The sequence below is a fragment of the Nonomuraea sp. NPDC026600 genome, assembly GCF_040638335.1.
Lineage (GTDB): Bacteria > Actinomycetota > Actinomycetes > Streptosporangiales > Streptosporangiaceae > Nonomuraea.
In genome coordinates this window covers 128,529-155,102 of record NZ_JBEZYD010000032.1, presented here as the reverse complement: position 1 = coordinate 155,102, position 26,574 = coordinate 128,529, and the positions used below count along the sequence as shown (strand labels likewise).

Genomic DNA, 26,574 nt, shown 5'->3' with positions numbered 1-26,574 from the left:
CTTCCTCACCACCGAGGCGGTCATCGCCGAGAAGCCCGAGAAGAACCCTGCCGCCCCGGCCATGCCGGGTGGCGGAGACATGGACTTCTAGGCCGCTTTTCATCAGATCGGCCCGGGCGCGTGTCGCCCGGGCCGATCTGTGTTTTCTGCGGCGAATGACTACTTGAGGGGTTTGACCCAGCGCGACCATTCGGGCTGCGGCGTGTAGCCCGCGGCGGACCAGGCCCCCTGGGCGGAGAGGTTGGAGTCCAGGACCATCGCGTCGGCGCGGAAGGCGCCGACGGCGGTGAAGCGGGCCTCGGCCGCGGCCAGGAGCGTGGTGGCGATGCCCTTGCGGCGGTGGGACGGGTGGACGGCGAGGCGATAGAGGTGCGCTCGCCAGCCGTCCCAGCCCACGATGACCGTGCCTGCCAGTTGCCCGTCGAGCTCGGCGACGATCAGGGCCTCGGGGTCGCGTTCGATCAGCGCGACCACCTTGTCGGGCGAGTCGCGCCGGTCGGTGCCCTCGGCGGCCAGAAGCCAGAAGTCGAGCACCGCGGGCACGTCGCCGAGCTCGGCGTGCCGGATCTTCATCCCCGAAGCGGACTCTTGGTCGACGGTCATCAGATGCCGAAGTGGGCGACGATGTGGCCGCGCGCGAGCGTGTTGGCGGTGATGTTGAAGCCGACCACCGCCGGGCTGGCGTCACTGGAAACGCCCAGCTCCGCCACGCCGAGCGCGTGCACCGTGTAGACGTAGCGGTGCGGGTCGCCGGGCGGGGGAGCGGCGCCGCCGTACTCCTTGCCGCCGTAGTCGTTGCGGCCGTGCGTCGCCCCCGCGGGCAGGCCCTTGAACTCGGGGGCGGTGCCCGCGCCCGTGGGGAGCTCGGTGACGGAGGCCGGGATGTCGAAGAGCACCCAGTGCCAGAACCCGCTGCCCGTGGGCGCGTCGGGGTCGTAGCAGGTCACGGCGTAGCTCTGAGTCTCGGCCGGGGCGCCGGACCACTGGAGGTGAGGTGACAGGTTCTGTCCGGTCATGCCCCAGTCATTGAAGACGTGGAGGTCCCCCAGCCTCTCCCCGTCCGCGATGTCGTTGCTCTGGACCGTGAGCGGGGGGACCGACGGCAGGTGTTCATGTGGAAGCGGTGCGGGCACGGCGTCCTCCTTGGTTGAGATCCTCCACTACCCTCGCCATCCTAGGAGTGCCCCGGGCTCGGGGGACGACGCGCCCGCTCGCGGTCAGGCGGTCAGCTGGGCGGGCAGTGCCTTTCCATGCAGGACGGTGAGCGAGGTGACCGCGCGGGTGAGCACCACGTACAGCCTGGTCAGGCCGCGGGGCTCGGCCGCCACGATGTCGGCCGGCTCGACGACGATCACGTGGTCGTACTCCAGGCCCTTGGCCAGCGTCGCCGGGACGATCAGCAGCCGGTGCTCCTCGGTCGTGTCGGGGTCGAGCACGGCGTGGTCGAGCCCGTCGAGCTGCCGCGACACCTCCGCCACCAGCGTGTCGGGCACGATCACGCCGATCGAGCCCTCCCGGGCCAGAGCCTCGCGCGCCGCGTCGGCGACCGCGCCGCCGGGGCGTACCGACAGCGAGCCCACGCCGGGACGCAGCGAGCGCGGTGGAGCCAGCGCCGGGGCGATCGACGGCAGCAGGCGGGCGGCGTAGTCGAGCACCTCGCGCGGCACGCGGAAGCCCAGCGTCAGCTCGGTGACCTCGCCCCCGTCCTGGCCCAGATGCTTGAGCACGCTCTCCCACGAGCTGGTGGACCACGGGGTGGTGCCCTGGGCGAGATCGCCGAGCACGGTGGCCGAGCCGTTGCGGCAGCGCCGGCCGAGCGCGCGTAGCTGCATCTCCGACAGGTCCTGCGCCTCGTCGACGATCAGGTGGCCGAGCGAGGGCGTGCGTTCGATCAGGTCGCCGAGCTCGTCGAGCAGCGCGGCGTCGGCCGCCGACCACTTCGCGGACTTCCAGCCTCGGTACGGCTTCCGCCAGAGCAATGTTTCCTGCTCCTCGGGCGACAAATCAGATTTGGCGGCTTTTGCGAGGAAATCGGGGTCCGAGAGGAGCTTGAACAGGACCTGCTGCGGCACCAGTTTGGGCCAGACCACGTCGACGAGCTGCTTGACCGGCTTGGACCTGGCCACGGCGTCCTGCACCCGGTCGTCGGGCGACTCCCCGCGCTGCTCCATGCGTACGAGCACCATGTGCGCGAGCCGCTGCGCCAGCGCCGCCCGGCCGGGCCCGTAGCGGGTGGTGCCGCGCAGCGAGGCGACCATCTCGCGTACCTCGTAGTCGGCCACCCGGAAGCGGTAGGCGCCCTTGCTGTAGACGACGCCCTCCTCCGGCTTCACGATGTGCAGCCACAGCGCCCGTTCCAGCACGGCGGCCATGCGGGCGTCGCCCTTCAGCGCCGACACCATCGGATCCTCCGGCGTGGCGTGCTCGCCGAGCAGGCCCGCGACCGTGGTCTGGTCGACCTTGACCTCACCGAGGGCGGGGAGCACGGAGGAGATGTAGGACAGGAAGGCCCGGTTGGGGCCGACGATCATCACGCCCGACCTGGCCAGCCGCTCGCGGTGGGTGAACAGCAGGTACGCGGCCCGGTGCAGGCCGACGGCGGTCTTCCCGGTGCCCGGCGCGCCCTGGACGCAGACGGTCTGGGCGAGCGCGGCTCGGACGATCTCGTCCTGGTCGGGCTGGATCGTGGCCACGATGTCGCGCATCGGGCCGGTGCGCGGGCGCTCGATCTCCTCGGTCAGGATCTTCGAGGGGCCGATGTCGCCGCCCTCGCCGAGCGGCTCGTCCTCGAACGCGGTCAGCAGGCCGCCGTGGTAGCCGAACCGGCGCCGCCGTGCGACGTCCATCGGATCGGCGGGGCTGGCCTGGTAGAACGCCCGGGACACCGGTGCGCGCCAGTCGATCACCAGCGGGCGGCTGGTGCCGTCGTGCACGTGGCGGCGGCCGACGTAGATGGTGCCGGGCAGATCGTCATCCGCCGAGCGGTCGAGGCGGCCGAAGAACAGCGGGGTGTCGGGGTGGTCGGCCAGCGCGGCCACCCGCTTGTCGAGCAGCGACTGCAGAATCTGCTGCGACACCCAGTCGCCGGCCGCGTCGGCCGACAGTGACTGGGCGTGCAGGCGCATGGCCTGCAGCGCGGCTCTCGACTCGGCCAGGTGGGCCTGCTCGGCGGCGAGGACGTCGGCGGGTATGTCGGGGGCCAACTGGTGTGCGGGCATGCGAAAGTGCCTCCCTGGTCAGAGAACGGAGGTGGTGTAGGCAGCGAATCGACCAGTTTAGTGCGGCGCCCGGCAGGCTTCCACAGCATTTACCCGGGGTAGGGAGAGACTGTGGCAAGGGTGCGGATCGGTATCTCTCCGATCATTCCGACGGTCGCGAGCTTCCTGCTGGCGGCGTTGTGGGCCTTGTCGGTGTTCGCGGGGTGGGGGCTGGAGGCGTTCTGCGCGGGTGGGGAGTCCGCGGCGGGCTGCTCTCAACGGCTCGATTCGGTCTCGGCGGTGTCGGGGCTGTTCGCCGTGGCCGCCGCCTGCTGCGCGGCCGGCGCCTGGTTGGTGCCCTCGGCCAGGAACGATCCACGGGTGTTCACCCGATTCATGGGCGTGAGTGTGGCCGCCTGGATCGCCGCCGAAGGGGTGCTCTTCCTGGGCGGCATGCTGGCAAGATAACGACAACCTGCCAATAACCGAGAATTCGGGCATATCAGGTGGATTTGCCGGATCATGGGGGTATGTCGCTGGCTACTTGAGAGGTGCGGCGGCGATAGCACGCTGGTGAGGGGGGTGGTTCGATTGTCGACAGCCCGCGGAGTCTCGTGGACGTAATCGACGTCGGAGCCTGGCCGCTCGGAGGGTGAGCGGCCGGGCCTTCGCCTCACGCACCTGAGGAAAACGGGTCTACACGCCGCCGAGCACGTCGTCGGCGTCGATGATCTGGTACGCGTAACCCTGCTCGGCCAGGAACCGCTGGCGATGCGCCGCGAACTCCTGATCGACCGTGTCCCGGCTGACCACCGTGTAGAAGCGGGCGCCTCCGCCGTCGGCCTTGGGCCGCAGCACCCGGCCGAGCCGCTGCGCCTCCTCCTGGCGCGACCCGAACGTGCCCGACACCTGGATGGCCACGGCCGCCTCGGGCAGGTCGATGGAGAAGTTCGCCACCTTGGACACGACCAGGACCTGGATCTCCTTGTCGCGGAAAGCCTGGTAGAGCCGCTCGCGCTCCTTGATCCGGGTCTCGCCCTTGATCACCGGCGCGTTGAGATGCTCGCTCAGCTCGTCCAACTGGTCGATGTACTGGCCGATGACCAGGACCTGCTCGCCCAGGTGCCGGCGGACCAGCGCCTCGGTCACGCGGGTCTTGGACGGCGTGGTGGCGCAGAACCGGTAGCGCTCCTCGGACTCGGCCATCGCGTACGCCAGCCGTTCCTCGTCCGTGAGGGTGACCCGGACCTCGACGCAGTCGGCGGGGGCGATCCAGCCCTGGTTCTCCATCTCCTTCCAGGGCGCGTCATAGCGCTTGGGGCCGATCAGCGAGAACACGTCGCCCTCGCGGCCGTCCTCGCGCACCAGCGTCGCGGTCAGCCCGACGCGCCTGCGGGCCTGCAGGTCGGCGGTCATCCGGAAGATCGGCGCGGGCAGCAGGTGCACCTCGTCGTAGACGACCAGGCCCCAGTCGCGCGCGTCGAACAGCTCCAGATGGCTGTAGACGCCCTTCCGCCTGGTCGTCATCACCTGGTAGGTGGCGATGGTGACCGGGCGGATCTCCTTCTTGCTGCCGGAGTATTCGCCGATCTCGTCCTCGGTCAGCGTGGTGCGCTTGAGCAGCTCCTGCCTCCACTGGTGCGCGCTCACCGTGTTGGTGACCAGGATCAGCGTGGTGGCCTGGGCATGCGCCATCGCGGCCGCGCCGACGATCGTCTTGCCGGCCCCACAGGGCAGCACGACAACGCCGGAGCCGCCGTGCCAGAAGGAGTCGGCCGCGTCCTGCTGGTAGGGCCGCAGGCTCCAGCCCTCCTGCACCAGCTCGATCTTGTGGTGCTCGCCGTCGACGTAGCCCGCGAGGTCCTCCGCGGGCCAGCCCAGCTTGAGCAGCGCCTGCTTGACGTTGCCGCGGTCGCTCGGGTGCACGGCCACCGAGTCGCCGGTGAGGCGTTCGCCCAGCATGGGCTGGATCTTCTTGGAGCGCAGCACCTCTTCGAGCACGGCCCGGTCGGTGGAGGTCAGGACCAGGCCGTTGACCGGGTCCTTCTCCAGCTTGAGCCGGCCGTAGCGGTCCATGGTCTCGGCGATGTCCACCAGCAGCGCGTGGGGCACCGGGTAGCGGCTGAAACTGATCAGCGCGTCGATGACCTGCTCGGCGTCGTGCCCGGCCGCGCGCGCGTTCCACAGCGCCAGCGGGGTGACGCGGTAGGTGTGCACGTGTTCGGGGGCGCGCTCGAGCTCGGCGAACGGTGCGATGGCCTTGCGGCAATCGCCCGCGTTCTCATGATCGACCTCGAGGAGCAGCGTCTTGTCCGACTGGACGATGAGCGGGCCGTCGTTCACGGACATCCCTTCTACGGTTGACGCCTATCCAACACACGCGACGGCAAGAACAGTCCCCGAACAGGTAATCAGTCGTCGAGATAGCCGTTGACGCCGAGGAAGACGAAGGTGCCGAGCGTCAGTACGAAGCCCACCGCGAACAGGGTCCAGCTCCATACGAGCAAGTTTTTGGCGCTGGCCGGCTCCGTGCTCGACCGGCCGAGTGCCAGGCCCGCGAGGACGGCCCCGGGGATGGCCAGGATGTTGCAGCAGGAGACGACCGCGAGGAGATTGAGCACCAGCGCGACGATGGCTGTGGCCCTCGGCCCCTCGGATGGCCGAGGTGGCGGGGGATAGCCGTAGCCATAGCCGGAGCCATGATGCGGTGGCGGCTGCTGGCCGTATGGTGCGCCGTAGGGCTGGTACGGATATTCGCCCGATGGATCGTGCTGGCTCATGCCACCTCCCAACAGGTCAACATTTATCACGGAATGGCCACGCGCCCGGCCAGGTCTGCGGGCTCGCCATAGATATGGACCCTCTCACACGTCTCTAGAGGGCGGGACCCCGAGCAGGGAGGCGTGTTGCACCCGGACGACCTACGAGTCTTCACGGCGTTCGTCACGACGCGGTCGGACAGCCTCATTCGTCTGGCGTACGTGCTCACCGGCGACCAGCACGCCGCGGAGGATCTGCTCCAGAGCGCGCTGGCCAGGACCGCGGACCGATGGCGGAGCATCAGAGGCGATCCCGAGGCGTATGTCCGCCGGGTCATGTACCACGAGCAGGTCGGCCGGTGGCGCAGCCCGCGCTGGGGCCGCGAGCGCGTGGTCGAGGCGCCGCCTGAGCGGATAGCGAGCGACGACACCGCGCAGGTCGACGACCGGCTCACGCTCGAACAGGCCCTGCGCCGGCTGCCCGCCAAGAAGCGGGCCGTGCTGGTCCTGCGCTACTTCGAGGATCTGCCGGAGTCCGACGTCGCCAGGATCATGGGGTGCTCGATCGGCACCGTACGAAGCCAGACCCACCAGGCCGTGAAGCGGCTGCGCGGACTGGTGAGCGAACTCGTCAATCTGGAGGCATGAGATGCCGGTCGACGAACGTGCGGTCGCCGAGGCCCTGACCCGGCTGGCCGACCGGGCCCGGCCCGTGGATCCCGAGCTGCTCATGGCGCGTGTCCTACGGAGGCGGACACGGCTGCGGTGGCCGAGATGGGGGCTGGCCATGGTGGCGGCGGCCTGCGTGGTGGCCATCACGGTGGTGGCGCTGCGGACGCACGACCAGTTGGCGGTCTCTCCCGCGAGCCCGCCCACGGCGAGCACAGCGCCCGCGGTGCCCACAGCGAGCGCGTCGTCCACGGCGAGCCCGCCTGCCACCGGGTACGTCCCGGACATCCCCGGCCTGCCGCGGAACACGATCCCGCAGTTCGCGACCGTCGAGGACTGCATGCCCAAGGGCGGCCCGGTGCACAACATGGACGGCGACCGGCGATTGCCCAAGTACGGGGGCGTCAAGGACTATCGCTGGCTCGGGGAGGCCAAGGACAAACTGGGTGTGACGCGGCTGGTCGGCAGCCGGAAGGGGTTCGTCCTGTGCACCCCGGGCATCCGGCTGGTCAGCTACCCGACGGACCCGATCTTCTCCTACTGGGGCCAGGACCCGCCCGGCAAGCTGGCCCTGCGCGGGGCGCTCAGCGTCGACGCCTACAGCGGCGAGATGCAGTCGGAGATCGACCCGGGCCGGGACGGCGACCCGTACTTCCTGGTGGTGGCCGGTCGCGCCGCTCCGCGGGCGACCCGGGTGGAGGTCGAGTGGGTGGACGGGCGGAAGATGACGGTCAACGTGCGGAACGGCTTCTACGTCGGCCGGACGCGGATGTATCCCAACCAGAAGAACGGCTACCGCCCGGTCCTGCTGAGCAAGGTGACCGCCTATGACTCCGGCGGGCAGGCGCTGGGCGAGGTCAAGCGCATCGCGTGGCGCCCCATGGGAGCCATCGACGAGAACGACTAGCCGAGCCTCGACCGCAGCGCCTTGCGGTCGAGCTTGAGCACGCTCGTGACCGGGATCGCGTCGACGAACATCACCTCACGGGGATACTTCACCCGGCCGACCCGGTCACGGGCCCAGGTCATCAGCTCGTCGGCGGTGGCCGTGGCGCCCGGCCCGAGCTGCACGAAGGCCACGACCTCCTCGCCGACACGCGGGTCCGGACGGCCCACGACGCCGGACAGCACCACGTCGGGGTGCTCGTTGAGCGCGTCCTCGACGTCGCGCGGGAAGACGTTGAACCCGCCGCGGATGATGAGGTCCTTCTTCCTGTCGACGACGTAGAGGTAGCCGTCGTCGTCCACGCAGCCGAGATCACCGGTACGCAGTTCGCCCCCGGCCAGCGTGGTGTCGGTGGAGTCCGTGGCGTGCTCACCCCAGTAGCCGAGCATCAGCGAGTCACCGCTGACGCAGATCTCCCCGACGTCCCCCGGCTCGGCCTTGTCGCCCGAGGCGTCGCGGATCGTGATCGTGTAGCCGGGCAGCGGCAGGCCCACGCTGCCGGCCCGGCGCCGGCCCGGCGGGTTGAACGTGGTCACGGCGCTGGTCTCGGTCATCCCGTAGCCTTCGAGGATCTGCACGCCGGGCATCCGGCGCTCGAACTCCTCCAGCGTCTCCTTGCCGAGCGGCGCCGCCCCGCAGGTGAGGAAGGCCAGGTCGGGCAAGGGGTGCGACTCCAGGGGCTCGGCCAGCAGCATCTGGAGCATGGCGGGCACGACCGCCCCGTACTGGGCGCGCTGCGCGGCGGCCAGCTCCAGGAACGCCTTCGGGTCGAACCAGCGCATCAGCACCGTCTGCTGCGGCGCGGTGGCGTGCATCCAGGCGACCGTGAGGATCAGCCCGTACGCGTGGGAGAGGGGCACCGGCACTATCGCGCGATTTTTCCCCTCTTGGTGGGAAATTTCGTAGGCGTCCTTGGCCACCTGCCAGAGCCCGCGATGGCTCAGCATGACGCCCTTGGCCATGCCGGTCGTGCCCCCGGTGTACATGACCGCCGCCAGATCGGTGGCGTCCCGCTCGACGGGCCCCCGCTCGGCCGCCCGCTCCAGCTCTCCCGTATCCACAAATATCGGGACCTGTACGTCGGTGGCCCGGACCGTCTCCGCCAGCTCGGGCGAGGTGACGACGGCGGTGGCGCCGCTGTCGACCAGGATGTGCCGCAACTCCTCCGCCCCCACCAGGAACACCACAGGCGTCACCACCGCACCGGCCGCCCAGATCGCCTGGTAGATCAGGCCCACCTCCGGCGAGTTGGCCATCATCACCACGACCCGGTCGCCGGGGCGTACCCCCGCCTCGGCCAGCCCGCCGCAGACTTTGCGCGCCCGTTCGGCCAGCGTGTGGCCGCGGTGCCAGACCCCCTCGTAGAAAACCGCGTCGAAGTCGTCGAACCTGCCCCAAGACTCCTCGGCCAACCGGCCCAACGTCAGCTCGCTCACGGTCTCAACCTCGCCTGATCAACACCTGACGTCAAGACAGGTCGGCGACTCCGGTGATGCGATGGAGCGCGAAGCGGTGGACGGCGGCCCTGGTCTCGTCGTACGCCGTCAGATAGCCGCCCTCCATCCGGGCGGGCTCCAGGATGCGCGAGGTGGCGTTGCCCTGGGAGTCGAGGTAGCCGATCCACACGCGTACGCCCTGCCTGATCGCCTCCTGCAGCGCCGAGATCGTGGCGGTCGCGGGGCCGCGCGGGATCTGGCCGGCGGGGGCGTCGGCGGGCTCGCGCCGCGTCAGGTGGGCCGCGTCGCCCGCCCGCAGCGCCCGTACGGCGGCGGTCGTCACCTCGGCGTCGAGGCCGTTGGGCGAGGGCACGGACCGGGCCGGCGGCAGGCCCTCGGTGCGCCTCTTGTCGAGCTGGGAAATGATCACATCGCCGTCGAGCGACTCGGCCACCGGGGCGTACCCCATCGCCCGCAGCCCGTCGACCAGCGCGGCGCGCGAGGAGCGGGAGGCGATGACCGTCGGAGCCAGCCTGCGCAGGCGGAGCGCGGCCGAGCGCCGGTCGGCGGTGATCTGGTCGAGCAGGGCCGGGTCGTCGCAGCGGACGTAGGCGCCGGCGGTGCCGACCCTGATCCGCCCGTGACGGCGGGCCACGTCGGCGATCAGGTACGACAGCGCCTGCGGGACCGGCGTCGCCGAGTGGCGCTCCAGCATGGCCAGCAGCTCCTCGGCCCCCTGGCCCGCGTCGAGCGCGCGGCGGATCGAGCCCTCGCCGAACCGGTAGACGGTCGCGCCGCCCTTGGACTCGACGTCGGCGGCCAGCGTCATCCAGCGGTTCAGCTCGCTGGTGAGCGGACCAGGCGCGACGGCGGTCAGATCGGCCTGGAGCAGCACGTGATCGACCGGATCGGGCAGCAGCGGCGCCAGCACCGAGGCGGCGTCCTCGCCGGCCAGCAGCGCCCGCCCGTGTCCCGACAGCACGCCGAGCCCGGTGACGCCGACCTGCTCGGCCTCCCGCAGCGCGAACTCCGTCAGTTGCTCGCGCAGCGGCCCGCGGCGGCGCGGCTGCTCCCAGGCCAGCCGATCGAACACGGACGCGCGCGTGGGCGCCAGGCCGGGCGCCGACGCGAGCACGCCCAGCGCCGCCGCCCTTACGGCCGGCGCGGACGAGCGGCGCAGGTCGGCGTGCAGCGCGTTGAGCGGCCGGTCACGGTCGTCGCGCTCGCCGACCAGGCCGGGGACGCGGTCGGTGTGCAGCCAGGTGGCCGCCAGCGCCGCCCACCGGTCGGCGGTCGGCCGGATCCGCCACAGGTCGTAGCCGGTGGTGGGCAGCCACTCGCCGTCGACGCTGCCGCCCGCCGCGACCAGCCCGGCCGCGTGCGCGACCTCCACGGTCAGCGCGGCGGCCCACTCGGGCACGTCCAGCTCGGTCGCGGTGCGCTTCAGATCGCGTACGCCCAGCCCGCCGGTACGCAGCACGCCCGGCGGCTCGGCGCTCCACCGCTCGCACAGCTCCTCGACCGTCCGCACGAACGTGAACGCCTGCCCCGCCGCCGTGCGGTCGGCCAGCTTCTGGTCCCGCGTGGCCCCTTCCAGGGCCGGAGGCACGGCGTACAGATCTCGGTGTACGAGGCCGTTGCGCAGGTGGAGGCCGACCTCCCGAGGCAGGGCCACGCTCTCCTCACCCGTCGCCGCCAGCAGGCCGCGGGCGAGCAGCTGATCGATGGGCGAGCGGGCGGAGGCGATCCGCACCTCGCGCCTGGCGTTGGGCACCCGGCCCGTCGGCGGCCCCCAGGTGAGCTGGTCGAGCGCCGCCCTGGCCTCGGGCGAGACCTCCTCGATCAGCTTCCCGGGCCGGGCCAGGGCGGCGGCCAGACGTTCCTTGCCCGAGCCCTTGGTGCCCGGCGCGATGTCGTCGGCCATCTCTTCAAGCTGCTCGGGCGCGTGGTGCCGGAACGCCTCGACCACCGGGGGGCCGAGCCCCGCCGGGTCGTCGAGCACCTTCCGCACGCCGGGGGCCAGGCCGAGCGAGGTGTCGGGGCCGTAGACGAGGGCCAGGTCGCGCAGGTGGTCGAGCGCCGCCGACAGCGCGGGCTCCGGCTTGCCCGTCGCGAGCGCCCCGCGGACCAGCACGCGCAGGGCGGCCTTCGTGACGGGCTCCGGTCGTACGGGCGCTGTTTCCGCGGTGGCGGTGGCGGTGGCGCGTGTCTCGGCGACGGCCAGCGTTTCGAGGACGGCGAGCGTGAAGCGGTCGAGCCGGTCGAGCGCCCGGCCGATCGCCGAAGGGCTGCCCGCCCGTACGGCGAGGCCCTCCAGATGTGCGGGCACCGGGGTGATCAGCTCGGGACGCGCGGAGACCAGCGCCCGCAACTGCTCGTCGGTGCGCCCCCTGATCCACTCCGTGAACTCCATCGTTGCCATGGTATGTCCCCCCTGATTGGGGCAGCATGGCTCACGTGATTGAGCGAGCCGACCAGCTCATACTCAACTACGTCAGCGCCGCCGCCGACGCGGCTCACGGCGTGCTCAAGTCCGACCAGCGGCTCGACTTCGCCAAGCGGCTGCGGGCCAGGATCGAGGTCGAACGGCAGGGCAGCCAGAACCCGCGCCAGGTGGTCAAGGTACTCGCCCGGTTCGGCGACCCGGTGGCGCTGGTCGAACGTGAGGCCCGCAGGCTGGCCGAGACGGCTCCGGACGCCGCGTCCGGCGCCCAGGCCCGTAGACCGGCCGAGGCGGGGCCTGACGTCGCGTCCGGCGCCCACCTGGGCACCCCGTCCGGAACGGCGCCCAGAGTCGCCCCCGGGGCCGCGCGGGGAACCGTGACACCGGGCGCCGTGGCCAAGGCGGAGCGGGTCGCGGGGGCCGGAGGGGCGACGCCGTTCTTCCCCAAGATCGTCGACGACGCGCCCCCGCCCCCGGGAGTCCAGCTCGGCCGCCGTCTCGCGGAAGGCTGGTTGTCCGGGCGGCGTCTGGCGGAGGATCGTCCGGCCGGGCGGCGTCTGGCGGAGGATCGTCCGGCCGGGCGGCGTCTGGCGGAGGGCTGGCTGGCCGGGCGGCGTCTCGCGGAGGACCGGTTGACCGGCTGGCGTTTCGCGGAGGACCGGTTGGCCGGGCGGCCCGTACGCGGCCTGCCGTTCGCGCGGCTGCGCCAGAGGGCCATGTCCAGCGCGAACCCGATGGCCACCGGCGGCCGGGACGCCACCACCATCGTCAAGGAGTATCCGCGCGAGACCGCGGCGATGGCGATCCTGGTGCTGGCCGCGCTGCTGATCCCGTTCGGCCTGCCGGCCGTGGCGATCTTCCGGGTGCCGGTGCTGGTGTGGGCGTTCGGCGCGCTGCTGGTGGTGTTCTCGGAGGGCTGGGTGCTGCGGGACCGGCTGCTCGGGGTCGGCGCGCCGCTGCTCGGCTACACGCTCGGCGGCGCGCTCGTCGGCGGCCTGCGGGTGGGCGCGGAGCCGGGGGTGCAGGCGTTCGTCGTCCAGTTCTTCGACGCCAGCGGCCTGATGTTCATGATCGGCACCGGGCTGGGCGTGGCTTGGCTGGCCTACCGGCTGCTGGGCGCCCGCTGACCGCCGCCTGGCACCGCCACGGTCGGCTGAATGCTGTCCGGCATCGGTGGGCTCGGCTGAGTGCCGGCGTCGGTGGGCTCAACTGGGTGCTATTCGGCCGCGGTTCGGTCAGCTGACCGGGGCGGGGCTTGGCAGCAGGCCCACGGCCAGGCGTACCCAGGCGGTGACGAACTGGTCCTTCTCCGCGTGTCCCGGCGCCTCGCCGACCGTCTCCTGGAACAGCCGGTAGTGCACCACGGAGCCGCCGAGCACCGCCGAGATGCCGTTCCAGTCGAGCTTGGCGTCCTCGTACTCGGGCTGGGCGCGGAACCAGGTCGTGATGGCGTCGAACATGGGCTGCAGCAGCCCTTCGCGCACCACCGCCACCAGCTCGGGGAACTGGCTCAGGTCGCGGAAGAACACCCGGGTCAGCTCCGACTCCTCGCGTACCTTGGCCAGCCCGGCCCGGCACAGGTGCGAGAGCCGCACCTCCAGGTCGGCCGAGGCTTCCATGTCGCCGAGCTCGGCCAGGCTGTCGGCCACCTGCGTACGGGTGCGCGTGGCATGCTCGTTGATCGCCGCGGAGAGCACCTCGTACTTCGACTTGAAGTGCCGGTAGAGCCCTCCGGCGCCCGGCGAGAGCCCTGACGCGGCCTCGATCTCGGCCACCGAAGTGGCGGAGTAGCCCCGCTCGGCGAAGAGCCGCAGGGCTTCGTCGATGATCCGCTCACGCGTCGATCTGGTCATGTCTTTCCTGATACCTCCGTAAAGGAGCGTAGCCGTCACGGCGCGGCGCGGCGGATCAGCCCCGCGACGACCGAGCCGACGATCAGCCACACCAGCGCCGCGAGCCCATAGTTGACCAGCGTCGTCCACCGTATGTCGGCGAGCTGGAACAGGTTGGCCAGACCCACCGACAACGACGAGGCGAGCGACGCGACGAACTGGTACCAGACGTTGGCCGGGTTGGCCCGGAACACCGTGAAGACCGCGTACAGCGCCAGAACCAGCGCGGCCAGCCGCGACGCCAGCCGGACGGCCGAGGCCAGGAACACCACCACGCCTCGCCACACCCTGACCGGTCCCGTCACCTGTCGCGGCAGCGCGGGCCGGTGCGGCCGCGGCTGGGTGAGCGAAACGGGCTGTTCCAGAGGTCTGGGCCGGTTGGCGGCGACTAGCCGATCTCCCGCTTCCGGCGGTTTGGGGGGCTCGGTCACGGCCACTCCTCCCGATAAGTAATTCCTTTCTTCCCACTCCCAACAGTCCCACAACAAGGGGCCGTTACCCGTAATGCGGCCGCGTTTGGCATCCTCCACCTTGTGCAGACATCGGTTGGTTTCGACCTAGACATGACATTGGCGGACACGCGGTCGGGCATCGCGGCCGTCTACGACGAGCTTTCGGCGCGCCTCGGCGTGCTCATGGACAGCAAGGCGATCATCACCAGACTCGGCCCGCCACTCGAACAGGAGCTGGCGAACTGGCTGCCGCCCGAGGCGATTCCCGAGGCGGTGCTCCTTTTCAGGGAGCTCTATCCGGAACTCGGGGTGCCCGTGCACACGGCCATGGCCGGAGCCACGGAGGCCATCGAGGCCGTACGCGCGCAGGGAGGCAGGATCATCGTCGTGACCGGCAAGAACCTGCGTGACGCGACCAGCACCGTCGAAATGCTCGGGCTCGCCGTCGACGAGGTCGTCGGGGCGGTCTTCGGGGCGGCCAAGGGTTCGGCACTCGCGCGCTTCGGCGCCGCCGCCTATGTTGGTGACCATGTCGCGGACATCGAGGCCGCGCGGGCCGGGGGAGCCGTCAGCGTGACGGTCGCGACCGGCCCTTACACGCTGGGAGAACTGCGTGACCATGGAGCCGATGTGGCACTTGGGGACCTGACGGAATTCGCCGACTGGTTCGCCGGCTGGCGTTCGGCCGGCCAACTCTGTTAAATGCGATGAATATTCCTGGTCGCTACCGAGCCTCGCGGGGCATAACCTACATCCATTCATCTTTTACGACTGTTTGAACGAGGTTCCTCCTGTGCCGAGTGGCAAGGTCAAGTGGTACGACGCCGACAAGGGTTTCGGCTTCCTCACCCGCGACGACGGCGGTGAGGTCTTCGTGCATTCCTCCGCGCTGCCCACTGGCGCCGGTCCGCTCAAGCCCGGCCAGAAGGTCGAGTTCGGCGTGGCCGAGGGACGCCGCGGCCAGCAGGCCCTCTCGGTGCGGATCCTCGAACAGCCGCCGACGCTGGCCAAGCCCAAGCCCAAGGCCAAGCGCAAGAAGCCGGACGAGCTGGTGGTCATCGTCGAAGACCTGATCAAGCTCCTCGACGACGTCTCGACCTCCTACCAGCGGGGCAAGCACCCTGACGCGTCGCACGCCAAGAAGATCGCGCAGGTGCTCAGAGCGGTGGCCGACGACCTCGACGCCTAGCCGTGGGGGTTCGTCAGCGGCTTGGTCGAGTCGATCGTGTCGACGCGCTGATCCCGCCGATCAGCGCGCTGATTCCGCGCGTCCTGGTCCCACGCGCCCCGATCCTGCACGTCGGTGTCTTGCGCGTCGGGGTCCCGTACGCCTTGATCCTGGCCCTCGGCATCGGCGCCTAGTCTGGCCGCGCGGATCCGCTGACGTCGGCGGACGATCAGCCAGCCGAACGCGCCGGTCAGCGCCACGGCCAGCGTGATCAGCCCGGCCGCGCTGCTCTCGGCCAGTGACAGCACCAGCCCGACCAGCCCGCCGAACACCCACGCGAGCTGCAGCAACGCCTCGACCACGCCGAACGTGGACGAGCGCACCTCCTCGCCGATCTCCCGCTGCACGATCGCGTCCAGTGCGAGCTTGCCGAGCTCCTGCGCGAACGCGGTGACGAGCGAGACCGCGACCGCGGTCCAGAGGCCGAAGAACACCGCGGCCACGATCGTGGTCGCGCCGGTCACGGCCAGCGTCAGCAGCGTGATGAGCTGCGGGGAGTGGTTGCGGGTCCAGTTCGCGACCATCGCGCCGACCAGGCCGCCCAGCCCGGCCGCCGCCGCGAGCAGCGCGATCGTCTTGGTGGTGTCGAAGAACGGGTCGGGTACGGCCAGCCACGGCACGCCCTTGTCCTGCACCAGGAACAGCAGGAAGAACAGCAGGAAGCCGGAGAACAGGCGGATGGCCACGTTCGCCCAGACCGCCTCGGCCACCGCCGGGCCCACGTTCAGGAGGGTCCGCCAGCGCAGCGGCCTGCCCCCCGCCTCTTCTTCCTCCAGCTCGGGAGAGTCGATGTGGCGCGGCAGCCGTACGGCGAGGACGCCGATCAGCAGGAAGGCGACCATCGCCGTACGCAGCACCGCGGCGCTGCCCAGCCACGCGGTCAGGCCCGCGGCGACCGGCACCATCACACCCGCCGAGATCAGCGAGAACAGCGCCACCCGCGCGTTGGCCGAGACCAGCGTGATGTCGGCGGGCAGCACGTTCGGCATGATCGCCGCGCGTGACACGTTGTACGCCTTCGACAGCACCAGCACGCCCAAAGCCCCGACGAACAGCGTCGGCAGGTCGCCGGGCCCCACGGCGGCGGCCATCGCGAAGCACAGCAGGCCGCGGCCGAACAGCGTGCCCGCCATGACGTAGCGGCGGCCCGACCTGAACCGGTCGAGTATCGGCCCCACGAACGGCGCCAGCAGGGCGAACGGCAGCATCGTGATGACCAGGTAGAGCGCCACGGGCCCGCGGGCCTCGCCGACGGGCACGCCGAAAAAGACGGTGCTCGCCAGCGCGACCGTGACCAGCGCGTCGCCGCCGCTGTGGCCGGCGGTGAGCTCGATCAGGCGGCCGAGCCCGGTGCGGTCGGCGCCGTTGGCGTAGGTGAGGCGGCGGGTGGCCTGCCCGACCTTCTGCGCGCCTCTGGCCGTGGCCTTGCCCGCCCGCGCGGTGCCCCTGGCCGTCGCCTTGCCCGCCCGCGCGGTGCCGCCGGCGGTCGCCTTTCCCGCGCGTACGGTGGCCCGGCCGGCGCGCGCGGTGGCGCGGCCCGCGTCGGCGACACCTCGCCCCACGCGCCGCGAGATCTCGCGAGCCGTGTCCCAGCCTCCTTGCACGCTTACCAGTCTTACCCGATCCGCGCTCACTCACGGCGGCGGATCGCCCGGGATGGGCGTTTGATGAGTCTCAAGTGGGTCCGGGATGGTCGGTGTGGGCACCTTCGGGTCCGGCCATGGGTGAGAATGAGGTGTGAGCCAACAGCACCTTGCGGCGGAGGCGGACCGATGACCCGCACCCGGACCCGCGTCTCCCCGCCCGACCAGGCGTGCGCCGCCGCGGTGGATCTGGCGCGCGCCGCCGCGGAGGAGCTCGCGCGGCCGGGCGAGCCGGGTGAGCACCTCGGTTACGAGGGCGAGGGCGACCGCATCGTCACCCACTACTTCGCCTGTCTCGACCGGGCCTACCGCGGCTGGCGCTGGGCCGTCACCGTGACCCGTGCCTCGCGGGCGAAGAACGTCACGGTGAGCGAGGCCGTCCTGCTGCCCGGGGCGGGAGCGTTGCTCGCGCCCGAGTGGCTGCCCTGGAGCGAGCGCCTGCGCCCCGGCGACCTGGGCGTCGGCGACCTGCTGCCGAGCCCGGAGGACGACGACCGGCTGGAGCCGGGTTTCGTCAAGACCGACGACGAGACCGATCATCAGACGATTTTCGAGTACGGCCTGGGCCGGGCACGTGTGCTCTCGGCCATCGGCAAGGACCGCGCTGCCAGACGCTGGCACTCGGGCGAGCACGGGCCGCATACGCCGATCGCACACGCCGCACCCGCGCAGTGTTCCACCTGTGGTTTCTACTGGCCGCTCGCGGGTGGGCTCCGGCAGGTGTTCGGGGTATGCGCCAATGAGTACGCCCCCGACGACGGCAAGGTGGTCGCCGCCGACCACGGCTGCGGGGCTCACTCGGAGGCGGCGGTCATGCCGCCGTCCGTCGAGCAGGCCATGCCCATCCTCGACGACATGGGCTTCGACCTGATGGAGGAGGAGGCCGGTTCCGTCGACGGAACGGCCACCGAGGAGCTCGGCCACTCCTGACCGCGAATGTCGGTGAGGGCCGCTACCCTACGGTGGCCCCCCATCGGCGGGTCCCGGACATGTGCCGGCGCCCGCCACACCTGCGACCAGGATCGTGACAGATGACCGACACCTTTGGCACCGACCGGACGCGAGCCGCCGTGCTCGCCGCGTGGACGGCCTCGACCGCCCGGTTCCGCGAGGACGCCAACGCCGAGGAGGACTTCGCCCTCGGCGGCTACCGCGACCGGCTGATCGTGGAGCTGGCCCAGAACGCCGCCGACGCGGCGCTGCGCGCCGGCGTGCCAGGGGTGCTCCGGCTGACCTTGCGCGATGACGTGCTGACCGCCGCCAACACGGGCGCCCCGCTCGACGCGACCGGCGTGGAGGGGCTGTCGACGCTGCGTGTCTCCGGCAAGCGTGACGAAGCGGGCGCCGCCGGCCGGTTCGGTGTCGGGTTCGCCGCGGTCGTGTCGGTCTGCGATGAGCCGTCGATCAGCTCGCGCGAGACGGGCGCCGTCCGCTGGTCGCGCACGGAGACGGCCGCCGCGGTGGCCTCGGTGCCGGGGCTCGCCGCCGAGCTCGACTCCCGGAGCGGACACGTGCCGCTGCTGCGCCTGCCGTTCGCGGCCGAGCCGTTCGACGTGCCCCAGGGGTTCGACACGCTCGTACGGCTGCCGCTGCGCGACGACGCCTCGATCGCGGCGGTCCGGCGCATGCTGGCGGAGACCAGCCCCGCGCTGCTGCTCGGCATGCCCGCGCTGACCACCATCGAGATCGACCTCGACGGCTCGGTGCGCCAGGTGACGGCCGACGGGTGGCGCCTGGTGTCGGAGTCGGGCGAGTTCACCCCCGACGAGGTGGCGGCCCTGTTCGCCGACCGGCCCACCGAAGAGCGCGCCCGCCCTTACTGGTCACTCCGCTGGGCCGTCCCGGTCGCGGGCACGGAGCTCCAGGAGCCCCGCCCGCTGCCCGCCGGGGTGCCGCCGGTGGTGCACGCGCCGACGCCCAGCGACGAGCCGCTCGACCTGCCGGCGCTGCTCATCGCGTCGTTCCCGATGGCCACCGACCGGCGGCACGTCGCCAAGGGGCCGCTGACCGACTTCCTGGTCGAGCGGGCCGCCGACGCCTACGTCAGGCTGCTCGGCGAGCTCCCGCGCACGCCCAAGTTGCTCGACCTGGTCCCCGCTCTGATGGGCAAGGGCGAGCTCGACGCCAGGATCCGGCGGGCCATTCTGCGCCGCCTGCCCGCCACCCCGCTGCTCCCGGCCCTGTCCGCGCCGGCCCCGGCCGTGCACACACCGTCGTTCGCCGAGGCCGAGGTCTACGAGCCCGACGCCGAGTGGCAGGTCGAGCACCCGGCCAGGGAGCCGCAGGAGGACGGCTGGGTCGTCGCCGGCCAGGAGGCGGCCGTGGTCGCCGGGTCGAGCGAGCTGCTGGCCGCCATCGCCGATTTCGTGCCCGGCCTGCTGCCCGCGGGGTGGCCCGCCCGGCATCCGGCGATGGGCTCGCTCGGCGTGCGCCGGGTCGAGCTGGCCGACGTCGTCGACCTGCTGTCCGGTGAGGCGGTCGAGGCGCGGGATCCGTCGTGGTGGCGTTCGCTCTATGAGGTGCTGCCGGCCGACGACCCCGAGTCGCTGGGCGCGCTACCGGTGCCGCTCGCCGACGGCCGGTTGGTCCGCGGCCCGCGTGGCACCCTCATCCTCGACCTCGGTGGCACCCGCCTCGACCTGTCCGGAGACGGGCTCGATCTGACGCCGCTGGGGCTGCGGATCGTGCATCCGGAGGCGGCGCACGCGGCGCTGCTCCGGCTCGGCGCCGCCGAGGCCACGCCCCGGACGATCCTCGAAGACCCGCTCACCAAGGCCGCTGTCGGGGAGTCTCTCGACAGCGCCGACCCCGAGCCCGTGGCGCGGGCCGTGCTCTCCCTGGTGGCGGCCGCCTCGCTGGTGCCCGGAGAGGCGCCGTGGCTGGCCGAGCTGGCGCTGCGCGGCAGCGACGGCGAGCTCTACGCGGCGGGCGAGCTGATGCTGGCCGACGGCGCGCTGGCCGGGCTGCTGGAGCCCGACACACACCTCGGCGTGGCCGCGCCGGAGCTGGAAGAGACCTACGGCTCGCGGGTGCTCGAAGCCGTGGGCGTGCTCGACGGGTTCGCCGTGGCTCACGATTCCGACGTGCTGCTCGACCACGACGACTGCGATCACGACCTCGACGGCGAGGACGACTGGCTCGACCACGTGCTCCACCTGCTGCCGGAGCTCGACGTGCCGCCCGTGGTGCCGGAGTTCGCCGCGGTGCGCGATCTGGAGCTGGTCGCCGACTGGCCCGCCGCGCTGGCGCTGCTGACCAGACCGCCGCTGCGCGCCGCCCTGCACCCGCTGCGGGTCGAGGGCGTCGAGGTCCCGTCCTACACTGCGTGGTGGCTGGCCACCCACCCCGTGCTGGACGGTCACCGGCCGCGCGAGCTGCGGCTGCCCGGTGCCGACCCGCTGCTCCAAGGACTCTACGGCGACGCCCCCGGCGGGCTCGACGAGATGGCGCTGGGCATGCTCGGCGTACGCACCACGCTGGCCGAGCTGCTCGCCGGGCATGGCGGCCCCGAAGAGCTGCTCGACCTGATGGCGGACGAGTCCATCGAGGTCGACAGGGCCCAGTTGCGGGCCCTGTGGATCGCGCTGGGGGCCGTGGAGCCCTCCCGGGTGGCGCCGCCCGGCAGGGTGCGGGCCGTGCTCGGTGGCGACATCGTGGTGGCCGCGGCCGACGACGCCGTCGTGGTCGAGGCCCCCGACCTGCTCCAGCTCGTCACCGACCGGCCGCTGGTGCTGGCCCCCTACGACCTGGCCGAGGCGCTGTCCGAGCTGCTCGACCTGCCGCTGGCCGGTGAGCTGGCCCAGGGCGAGGTCACCTCCGAAGGCGAGAGGCGTCCCGTGCCGGCCGAGGTGCGCTCCCTGCTCCCGACGGCCCCCGAGACCTACGTCGAGCACGAGAAGCTGCTGGTGGACGGTGTCGCCTGCACGTGGCGGTTCTTCGAGGGCTCGGTGCACTGCACCGGCTTCGACGGCCTGGCGCGCGGCCTGGCCTGGGCGACGGGCCAGTGGAATGACCGGCTCGCGGTGGCCGCGCTGCTGCACGACCCCACGGCCGTGCCGCTCCTGCTGGCCGAGGCCGACCTGTCGTAGCGTCACGAGGGTTCACGCCGCCGGGCAGGTGGCGTTCGCGCCGGGGTTCTTGCCGGTGAGGAAGTAGGCGTCGACCAGGCGGGTGACGCAGGTGCTGCCGCTCAGGTAGGCGCCGTGCCCCTCACCCTCGTACGTGACCAGGACCCCGGTCTTGAGCTGTGCGGCGAGCTTGGGCGCCCACCGGTACGGCGTGGCGGGGTCGCCCTTGCCGCCGATCACGAGGATCGGCGCGGAGCCGGTGGCGTCGATCTTCTTGGACTCGTCGCTGCCGGGCGCCGGCCAGTACGCGCAGACCGAACCGAGCCCGCCCGAGGTCAGGATCGGGAAGATCTTGGCGGTCCGGCGCTCGACCTTGTCCATCTCGGCGGGGCTGGGTCGTTCGGCGCTGTCCACGCAGTTGATCGCCACGAAGCTGGTCATCAGCGTCGAGTACGTTCCGTCCGGCTTGCGACCCGTGTAGGCGTCGGCGAACGACAGGAGCTCGGCGCCGTCGCCCTTGATCGCGGCCGCGGCCGCCTTCTCCAGCTCCGGCCAGGCCGCCTTCGCGTAGAGGGGGGTGATGACGCCGATCCGCGCCAGGCCGTCGGTGAGCCGGCGCTCGCCCACCTTGAGTGGCTTGTCCTTCAGGCGGTTCACCATCGCCTCGACGTTCTTCCGCACCTTCGCGGGGCTGGCACCGAGGTCGCAGCCCTGCTTCACGCAGTCGGCGGCGAACGCCTCGAAGGCGTTCCTGAACCCGGTCGCCTGGCCCACCGCGCGTTCGGCGAAGGTGACGGTCGGGTCGAGTGCGCCGTCGAGGACGAACCTGCCGACCGTCTTCGGGTGCTGCGTGGCGTAGACGGCGCCCAGGTGCGTGCCGTACGACATGCCGAAGTAGTTCAGGCGCCGCTCGCCCAGCGCGGTACGGATCTCGTCGAGGTCCCGGGCGGCGTCCACGGTGCCCACGTGCGGGAGGAGCTTGCCGGATCTCTTGGCGCAGGTGGCGGCGAACTCCTTGGCGGCCTTCTCGGCGGCGGTGGACCGGGGGTCCATGGACAGCCACTTCTCGATGCTGCCGCACTTGACGGGCGCGCTGCGCCCCACACCGCGCGGGTCGAAGCTGACCAGGTCGTAGCGGCTGCCGAGGCTGCCGAACGCCCTGGCCGCTATGGCCATGGTCTCGACGCCGTCGCCGCCGGGGCCGCCGAAGTTGAACACCAGCGAGCCGAGCCGGTCGCCCGAGGCCTTGATCCGGATCAGCGCCAGTTCGATCTTCGCGCCGTCCGGCTTGGCGTAGTCGAGCGGTACCGCGAGCTTGCCGCATGCGACGGCCGGGTCGGGCGCGGCGGGCTTGCCGTCGGGGCCGGTCAGGCCGGTGCACGGGCTCCAGGCGACGGTGCCGGCGTCCTTCACCGACTGTGCGGCGGTGCTCGCCGTTGGCTTGACGTCGGGCTTGTCCGCTGTCCCGCAGCCCGCGATGGCGGTGCTTGCGAGGGCCGACGCGCACAGAAGCGCGGGGAATGAGGTCTTCTTCATGCCTACAGCATGATCAGACGGCTTTTCCCCAGGTAGTGCGGTAAAACAGCACTTTCAGCTGACTTCGAGGATCGGTCGGAGATGACGAATGTCAGCTCCGGGACGCCCGCCTGTGCACATACCAGAGGCCCATCAGCCCGAGCACGACCCCGGCGACGCAGGTCCAGATCCACCACGACTGTTCGGCGGCGGGGCGGAAGATCAGCAGCACGACCAGCGCGACCGCCCACGCGACCGTGCCCGCGGCGACCGTCGCGATGTCGTTGGTCTCGATCGGCTCCGGGTCCGGATGCCATTCCTGCTTCACAGGATCCAGCCTAGCTTCCAATCAGGTCTCGATCCGATCACCGCCACTTTTCGCAGATGACGCAGACTGTCACTCTTCGCCCGTGAGTGACACAAGCAGCGGTATCGACAGGTTCTTCGCAATTTCCGCACGAGGCTCGACGGTCTCCCGTGAGGTCCGTGGCGGGCTGGCCACGTTCTTCACGATGGCCTACATCGTCGTGCTGAACCCGATCATCATCGCCACCGGCAAGGACGTCCAGAACCAGTTCATCGGTGACGGCTCGTCGCCCAACCTGCCCCTCGTGGCCGCGGGCACGGCGTTCGTGGCGGGCGTTCTGACCATCCTCATGGGAGTGATCGGCCGGGTGCCGTTCGCCATGGCGGCCGGGCTGGGGCTCAACGCCTTCGTGACCTTCAACATCGCCTCGGTGATGAGCTGGGAGGAGGCCATGGGGCTGGTCTTCCTTGAGGGCGTCATCATCGGCATCCTGGTGCTGACCGGCTTCCGGGTGGCGGTGTTCAACGCCATCCCGAGCCAGCTCAAGACCGCCATCAGCGTCGGCATCGGGCTGTTCATCGCGCTGATCGGCTTCGTGGACGCGGGCTTCGTCCGCCGCGTGGCCGCGGGTCCGCCGCTGGAGATGGGCATCCACAACACCCTGACCTCCTGGCCGATCTTCGTCTTCGTCGTCGGGCTGCTCGCGACGGCGGCGCTGGTGGCCCGCAAGGTCAAGGGCGCGATCCTGATCGGCATCGTCGGCACCACCGTGCTGGCGGTCATCGTGGAGTCGATCGCGAAGGCCGGCCAGGTCTCCGACAAGAACCCCGGCGGCTGGATGCTGAACGTGCCCGCCCTGCCGGACCAGATCATCGGCTTCCACAACCCGCTGGTGCTGTTCAAGGAGTTCGACCCGTTCGGCGCGTTCAGCCGGATCTCGGTGATCCTGGCCGTGCTGTTCGTCTTCACGCTGCTCATCACCGACTTCTTCGACACGATGGGCACCATCGTCGGGGTCGGCCGCCAGGCCGGTCTGGTCGACGCCGACGGGATGCTGCCGCGTACCCGGGAGATCCTGCTCGTCGACTCACTTGGCGCGGCGGCCGGCGGCGCGGGCTCGGTCTCCTCGAACACCACCTACATCGAGTCGGCCGCCGGGGTCGGCGAGGGCGCGCGGACCGGGCTGGCCAGCGTGGTCACCGGGCTGCTCTTCCTGGTGGCGATCTTCTTCGCGCCGCTGGTCGAGATCGTGCCGTACGAGGCGGCCGCGCCCGCGCTGATCGTGGTGGGCTTCCTGATGATGACCTCGATCCGGGAGATCGATTTTACTGACTTCGAGATAGCCATCCCGGCGTTCCTCACGATCGTCGTCATGCCGTTCACGTACTCGATCTCGAACGGCATCGGCGCCGGCTTCCTCAGCTACGTGCTGATCAAGATCGTCAAGGGCAAGGCGCGGGAGATCCACCCGCTGCTGTGGGTCGTCGCGGCGCTGTTCGTGGTCTACTTCGCCCTCGGCCCGATCAGGGTACTTTTCGGGGTCTGATGCTGGTGAGGCCGTCCGTCGCATGAGGGGCGGCCTCGGGGTATCAAGGAGTGAGATGAAACGTGAGGTAGGGAAATAACGTGGAATGCAGTATAGTTAGCAAAGGTAATGACTCATGCTAACCAAGAACCAGCCCCAGATAAACCTGCGCAGCGACGCAGGCCTGGCCACAGCCCTGCGCGTGTCGCTGGCGCGGCTGACCAGGCGGCTACGACGACAAGCGGCGGCGCACTCGCTGACTCCCACGCAGTTCGCGACGCTCGCCGCGGTGGAACGGCATTCCGCGATAACCCCCGGCGAATTGGCCGAGCTCGAGAAGGTGCAACCCCCCTCGATGACTCGCGTGATCGCCGCGCTAGAGGAACGCGGTCTGGTGACGCGTACCCCGCACCCGACCGACCGGCGACAAGTGACCGTGACCGTGACCGAGCCCGCCCAGAAGCTGCTGAGGGAGGAACGACGTCTCAAGGAAGCCTGGCTGAGCCAGCGGTTGAAGGAGCTGACGGCGGAGGAGCGGTCAATACTCCGCCAGGCGGCGCCGATTCTGGAGAAGCTCAGCAGGATCTAGAGCCTGAAGAACCCAAGACCGGGATGTTCCGGTCACTCAAGGTACGTAACTATCGCATGTTCGCAGCCGGTGGCGCGGTGTCCAACGTCGGCGGCTGGCTGCAACGCACCGCCCAGGACTGGCTGGTGCTCGATCTGACCCACGGCAGCGCGGCGGCACTCGGCCTGGCGACCGCGCTGCAGTTTCTGCCGATGCTGCTGTTCGGCCTCTTCGGCGGCGTACTCGCCGACCGCTACCCCAAACGCCCGATCCTCATCGTGGCGCAGTCGCTGATGGCCGTGCTCGCCCTGGTCATCGGCATCCTGACGATGACGGGTGCCGCCCAGGTATGGCACGTCTACCTGATGGCGTTCACGCTGGGCCTGATTTCTTGCGTTGAGGTGCCGACCAGGCAGGCGTTCGTGGTCGAGATGGTGGGCCGCCAGGACCTGTCGAACGCGATCGCGCTCAACAGCTCCATCTTCAACCTGGCCCGCGTCATGGGACCGGCGATCGCCGGGGTGCTCATCTTCCTGTTCGGCGGCACCGGACCGCTCTTCCTGATCAACGCGGTCACGTTCGCCGGGGTGATCTCTAGCCTGATCTTCATGCGGAAGTCCGAACTGAACCTCTCCGTTCCCGTGCCCAGAGCCAAGGGCCAGCTCCGCGAGGGGCTGAGCTACGTGCTGCATCGCGAAGAGCTGCTGATGCCGGTGCTGCTGATCGGATTCGTGTCGATGTTCTCGCAGTCGTTCTCGATGTCGATCGCGCTCATGGCCCGCGAGGTCTTCAAGGCGGGCGCCTCGTCGTTCGGCCTGGCCTCCAGCATGTTCGCCGTCGGCGCGCTGGGCGGGGCGTTGCTCGCCGCGCGCCGGGCCCGCCCGTCACGCAAGATGCTGATCGCCGGTGCGATCGGGTTCGGACTGTTCCAGATCGCGACCGGGCTCGCCCCGTTCTACCCCGTGTACCTGCTGCTGCTGATCCCCACCGGCATCGCGCTGATCACGATCAACACGGCCGCGAACGCGAGCGTCCAGCTCGCCACCGCACCGGACATGCGCGGCCGCGTCATGGGCATCTACATGCTGGTCTTCACCGGTGGCGCGCCCATCGGCGCCCCGCTGGTCGGCTGGCTGTCCGAGCTCGGCGGCCCCAGGGCGGGCGTCATGCTCTCCGGGGTGCTCGTGCTGGTCGGCACCGGGGTCGCGGTGATGCTGACGAAGCTGATCGCGGCCCGGGTGAGCGAGCCGGTGCTGGCTGTCGCCTGAGAAGGATGCAGAATCGGGTGGCATGAGGTTATTCGCGGCGCTGATGCCGCCCGATGAGGTGCTCGACGAGATCGAGCGGGCCATCGAGCCGCATGTCGGGCAGGTGCCGGGCCTGCGCTGGCCGGACCGCGCCACCTGGCACATCACGCTGGCCTTCTTCGGCGAGGTGCCCGAGGGTGTCCTGCCGGAGCTGGAGGAACGACTGGCCCGCGCCGTGCGCCGGCATACCAGCCTGGACCTGGCCTTCACCGGGTTCGGGGCGTTCTCGTCCGCCCGCCGGGCCAGGGTGTTCTGGGCCGGGCTCTCCGGCGATCCGATGATCCGGCTGTCGGAGTCGGTCAAGGCGGGCGCCCGCCGGGCGGGGGCCGTACAGACCGACGAGAAGCACTTCCACCCGCACCTGACGCTCGCGCGGGCGAAGACGGAGCTGGACCTCCGCCCGCTCGTCGAGTCACTGTCCGGGTTCAGTGGCTCGACCTGGCGGGCGGGGTCCGTGCATCTCGTACGCAGCCATCAGGGCGCGCAGGTGAGGTACGAGTCACTGGCCGCATGGGACCTGGCACTCGCCGAGCGGGATTAGGCTCCACCATGTGGACCGTCCTCGCCAATGGCTGCTGCCCGTAGTGCTCGGCCTCCTGCTGCTGATCGTCGTGCTCGGC

24 protein-coding genes are annotated in these 26,574 nt (G+C 70.9%); 12 read left to right on the top strand and 12 right to left on the bottom strand.

The features are described from left to right. Positions 1-159: 159 nt before the first annotated feature. The 3 genes from AB0F17_RS48345 to AB0F17_RS48335 all read right to left on the bottom strand — a co-directional run bounded on the left by AB0F17_RS48345 (position 160) and on the right by AB0F17_RS48335 (position 3,218). The gene (locus AB0F17_RS48345) at positions 160-603 is read right to left on the bottom strand and encodes a GNAT family N-acetyltransferase (RefSeq protein ID WP_358037986.1); all 444 of its coding nucleotides are present in this window, start codon (positions 601-603) and stop codon (positions 160-162) included. Next, positions 603-1,133, bottom strand: coding sequence for a YbhB/YbcL family Raf kinase inhibitor-like protein (locus AB0F17_RS48340; RefSeq protein WP_358037983.1), 531 nt, complete (start codon positions 1,131-1,133; stop codon positions 603-605). The genes AB0F17_RS48345 and AB0F17_RS48340 overlap by 1 nt, the downstream gene beginning before the upstream one ends. A gap of 84 nt (positions 1,134-1,217) precedes the next feature. Further along, positions 1,218-3,218, bottom strand: a complete 2,001-nt coding sequence (locus AB0F17_RS48335; RefSeq protein WP_358037980.1) for an AAA family ATPase — start codon at positions 3,216-3,218, stop codon at positions 1,218-1,220. 111 nt (positions 3,219-3,329) lie between these two features. Here AB0F17_RS48335 and AB0F17_RS48330 point away from each other — a divergent pair, with 111 nt between their 5' ends. Beyond that, positions 3,330-3,665, top strand: a complete 336-nt coding sequence (locus AB0F17_RS48330; protein ID WP_358037978.1) for a hypothetical protein — start codon at positions 3,330-3,332, stop codon at positions 3,663-3,665. A 228-nt stretch (positions 3,666-3,893) separates the two neighbouring features. Here AB0F17_RS48330 and AB0F17_RS48325 read toward each other — a convergent pair whose 3' ends face one another. Both AB0F17_RS48325 and AB0F17_RS48320 read right to left on the bottom strand, forming a co-directional pair. After that, on the bottom strand, positions 3,894-5,546 hold the full coding sequence (locus tag AB0F17_RS48325) for a DNA repair helicase XPB (protein WP_358037975.1): 1,653 nt from the start codon (positions 5,544-5,546) through the stop codon (positions 3,894-3,896). A 62-nt stretch (positions 5,547-5,608) separates the two neighbouring features. Further along, entirely contained in the window at positions 5,609-5,977 is a 369-nt protein-coding gene (locus AB0F17_RS48320; protein ID WP_358037972.1) for a hypothetical protein, read from the bottom strand. A gap of 126 nt (positions 5,978-6,103) precedes the next feature. On the opposite strand from AB0F17_RS48320, the gene AB0F17_RS48315 reads away from it, so the two are divergent. Further along, positions 6,104-6,604, top strand: a complete 501-nt coding sequence (locus tag AB0F17_RS48315) for a SigE family RNA polymerase sigma factor (protein ID WP_358037969.1) — start codon at positions 6,104-6,106, stop codon at positions 6,602-6,604. A gap of 1 nt (position 6,605) precedes the next feature. Further along, positions 6,606-7,532 (top strand): hypothetical protein, encoded by a 927-nt coding sequence (locus tag AB0F17_RS48310; protein WP_358037966.1) that lies wholly within the window; start codon positions 6,606-6,608, stop codon positions 7,530-7,532. On the opposite strand, the gene AB0F17_RS48305 is transcribed toward AB0F17_RS48310, so the two are convergent. Further along, positions 7,529-9,007: an AMP-binding protein gene (locus tag AB0F17_RS48305; RefSeq protein WP_358037963.1), complete on the bottom strand. Its 1,479-nt coding sequence runs from the start codon at positions 9,005-9,007 to the stop codon at positions 7,529-7,531. The two genes, AB0F17_RS48310 and AB0F17_RS48305, sit on opposite strands and share 4 nt — an antisense overlap. A gap of 31 nt (positions 9,008-9,038) precedes the next feature. Beyond that, positions 9,039-11,420: a helicase-associated domain-containing protein gene (locus tag AB0F17_RS48300; protein ID WP_358037960.1), complete on the bottom strand. Its 2,382-nt coding sequence runs from the start codon at positions 11,418-11,420 to the stop codon at positions 9,039-9,041. Between the two features lie 44 nt (positions 11,421-11,464). Between AB0F17_RS48300 and AB0F17_RS48295 the strand changes: the two genes are divergently transcribed. Next, entirely contained in the window at positions 11,465-12,577 is a 1,113-nt protein-coding gene (locus tag AB0F17_RS48295) for a hypothetical protein (protein WP_358037957.1), read from the top strand. Between the two features lie 108 nt (positions 12,578-12,685). Here the strand turns inward: AB0F17_RS48295 and AB0F17_RS48290 are convergent, their stop codons facing one another. Together AB0F17_RS48290 and AB0F17_RS48285 are read right to left on the bottom strand one after the other, a co-directional pair. Next, positions 12,686-13,303, bottom strand: a complete 618-nt coding sequence (locus tag AB0F17_RS48290; protein ID WP_358037954.1) for a helix-turn-helix domain-containing protein — start codon at positions 13,301-13,303, stop codon at positions 12,686-12,688. Between the two features lie 35 nt (positions 13,304-13,338). Continuing rightward, the gene (locus AB0F17_RS48285; protein ID WP_358037951.1) at positions 13,339-13,773 is read right to left on the bottom strand and encodes a hypothetical protein; all 435 of its coding nucleotides are present in this window, start codon (positions 13,771-13,773) and stop codon (positions 13,339-13,341) included. 102 nt (positions 13,774-13,875) lie between these two features. Between AB0F17_RS48285 and AB0F17_RS48280 the strand changes: the two genes are divergently transcribed. Together AB0F17_RS48280 and AB0F17_RS48275 are read left to right on the top strand one after the other, a co-directional pair. Beyond that, positions 13,876-14,496 (top strand): HAD hydrolase-like protein, encoded by a 621-nt coding sequence (locus tag AB0F17_RS48280; protein ID WP_358037948.1) that lies wholly within the window; start codon positions 13,876-13,878, stop codon positions 14,494-14,496. A gap of 91 nt (positions 14,497-14,587) precedes the next feature. Beyond that, positions 14,588-14,983 (top strand): cold-shock protein, encoded by a 396-nt coding sequence (locus tag AB0F17_RS48275; protein ID WP_358037945.1) that lies wholly within the window; start codon positions 14,588-14,590, stop codon positions 14,981-14,983. Here AB0F17_RS48275 and AB0F17_RS48270 read toward each other — a convergent pair. After that, on the bottom strand, positions 14,980-16,626 hold the full coding sequence (locus AB0F17_RS48270; protein ID WP_358037942.1) for an MFS transporter: 1,647 nt from the start codon (positions 16,624-16,626) through the stop codon (positions 14,980-14,982). The genes AB0F17_RS48275 and AB0F17_RS48270 overlap by 4 nt on opposite strands. 168 nt (positions 16,627-16,794) lie before the next feature. On the opposite strand from AB0F17_RS48270, the gene AB0F17_RS48265 reads away from it, so the two are divergent. Both AB0F17_RS48265 and AB0F17_RS48260 read left to right on the top strand, forming a co-directional pair. Next, entirely contained in the window at positions 16,795-17,595 is an 801-nt protein-coding gene (locus AB0F17_RS48265) for a DUF3027 domain-containing protein (RefSeq protein WP_358037939.1), read from the top strand. Positions 17,596-17,696: 101 nt separating this feature from the next. Then, positions 17,697-20,753 carry a hypothetical protein gene (locus tag AB0F17_RS48260; RefSeq protein ID WP_358037937.1) on the top strand — a complete coding sequence of 1,019 codons (3,057 nt, stop codon included), beginning with the start codon at positions 17,697-17,699 and terminating at the stop codon, positions 20,751-20,753. Positions 20,754-20,765: 12 nt separating this feature from the next. On the opposite strand, the gene AB0F17_RS48255 is transcribed toward AB0F17_RS48260, so the two are convergent. Further along, positions 20,766-22,268, bottom strand: a complete 1,503-nt coding sequence (locus AB0F17_RS48255; protein ID WP_358037934.1) for an alpha/beta hydrolase — start codon at positions 22,266-22,268, stop codon at positions 20,766-20,768. 91 nt (positions 22,269-22,359) lie between these two features. Continuing rightward, positions 22,360-22,575, bottom strand: a complete 216-nt coding sequence (locus tag AB0F17_RS48250; protein WP_358037930.1) for a DUF2530 domain-containing protein — start codon at positions 22,573-22,575, stop codon at positions 22,360-22,362. Positions 22,576-22,657: 82 nt separating this feature from the next. Here AB0F17_RS48250 and AB0F17_RS48245 point away from each other — a divergent pair, with 82 nt between their 5' ends. The 4 genes from AB0F17_RS48245 to thpR all read left to right on the top strand — a co-directional run bounded on the left by AB0F17_RS48245 (position 22,658) and on the right by thpR (position 26,495). Further along, complete coding sequence (locus AB0F17_RS48245; protein WP_358037927.1) at positions 22,658-24,100, top strand: NCS2 family permease; 1,443 nt, start codon at positions 22,658-22,660, stop codon at positions 24,098-24,100. Between the two features lie 115 nt (positions 24,101-24,215). After that, on the top strand, positions 24,216-24,668 hold the full coding sequence (locus AB0F17_RS48240) for a MarR family transcriptional regulator (RefSeq protein ID WP_358037924.1): 453 nt from the start codon (positions 24,216-24,218) through the stop codon (positions 24,666-24,668). A gap of 23 nt (positions 24,669-24,691) precedes the next feature. Next, the gene (locus AB0F17_RS48235; RefSeq protein WP_358037921.1) at positions 24,692-25,915 is read left to right on the top strand and encodes an MFS transporter; all 1,224 of its coding nucleotides are present in this window, start codon (positions 24,692-24,694) and stop codon (positions 25,913-25,915) included. Between the two features lie 22 nt (positions 25,916-25,937). Next, positions 25,938-26,495, top strand: a complete 558-nt coding sequence (gene thpR / locus AB0F17_RS48230; RefSeq protein ID WP_358037918.1) for an RNA 2',3'-cyclic phosphodiesterase — start codon at positions 25,938-25,940, stop codon at positions 26,493-26,495. Positions 26,496-26,574: the final 79 nt, after the last annotated feature.

Coding starts and splice junctions, on each gene's coding strand:
- AB0F17_RS48345 (WP_358037986.1), bottom strand. CDS start 603: ATGACCGTCGACCAAGAGTCCGCTTCGGGGATGAAGATCCGGCACGCC.
- AB0F17_RS48335 (WP_358037980.1), bottom strand. CDS start 3,218: ATGCCCGCACACCAGTTGGCCCCCGACATACCCGCCGACGTCCTCGCC.
- AB0F17_RS48325 (WP_358037975.1), bottom strand. CDS start 5,546: ATGTCCGTGAACGACGGCCCGCTCATCGTCCAGTCGGACAAGACGCTG.
- AB0F17_RS48320 (WP_358037972.1), bottom strand. CDS start 5,977: ATGAGCCAGCACGATCCATCGGGCGAATATCCGTACCAGCCCTACGGC.
- AB0F17_RS48310 (WP_358037966.1), top strand. CDS start 6,606: ATGCCGGTCGACGAACGTGCGGTCGCCGAGGCCCTGACCCGGCTGGCC.
- AB0F17_RS48300 (WP_358037960.1), bottom strand. CDS start 11,420: ATGGAGTTCACGGAGTGGATCAGGGGGCGCACCGACGAGCAGTTGCGG.
- AB0F17_RS48290 (WP_358037954.1), bottom strand. CDS start 13,303: ATGACCAGATCGACGCGTGAGCGGATCATCGACGAAGCCCTGCGGCTC.
- AB0F17_RS48265 (WP_358037939.1), top strand. CDS start 16,795: ATGACCCGCACCCGGACCCGCGTCTCCCCGCCCGACCAGGCGTGCGCC.
- AB0F17_RS48260 (WP_358037937.1), top strand. CDS start 17,697: ATGACCGACACCTTTGGCACCGACCGGACGCGAGCCGCCGTGCTCGCC.
- AB0F17_RS48255 (WP_358037934.1), bottom strand. CDS start 22,268: ATGAAGAAGACCTCATTCCCCGCGCTTCTGTGCGCGTCGGCCCTCGCA.
- AB0F17_RS48240 (WP_358037924.1), top strand. CDS start 24,216: ATGCTAACCAAGAACCAGCCCCAGATAAACCTGCGCAGCGACGCAGGC.
- AB0F17_RS48235 (WP_358037921.1), top strand. CDS start 24,692: ATGTTCCGGTCACTCAAGGTACGTAACTATCGCATGTTCGCAGCCGGT.
- thpR (WP_358037918.1), top strand. CDS start 25,938: ATGAGGTTATTCGCGGCGCTGATGCCGCCCGATGAGGTGCTCGACGAG.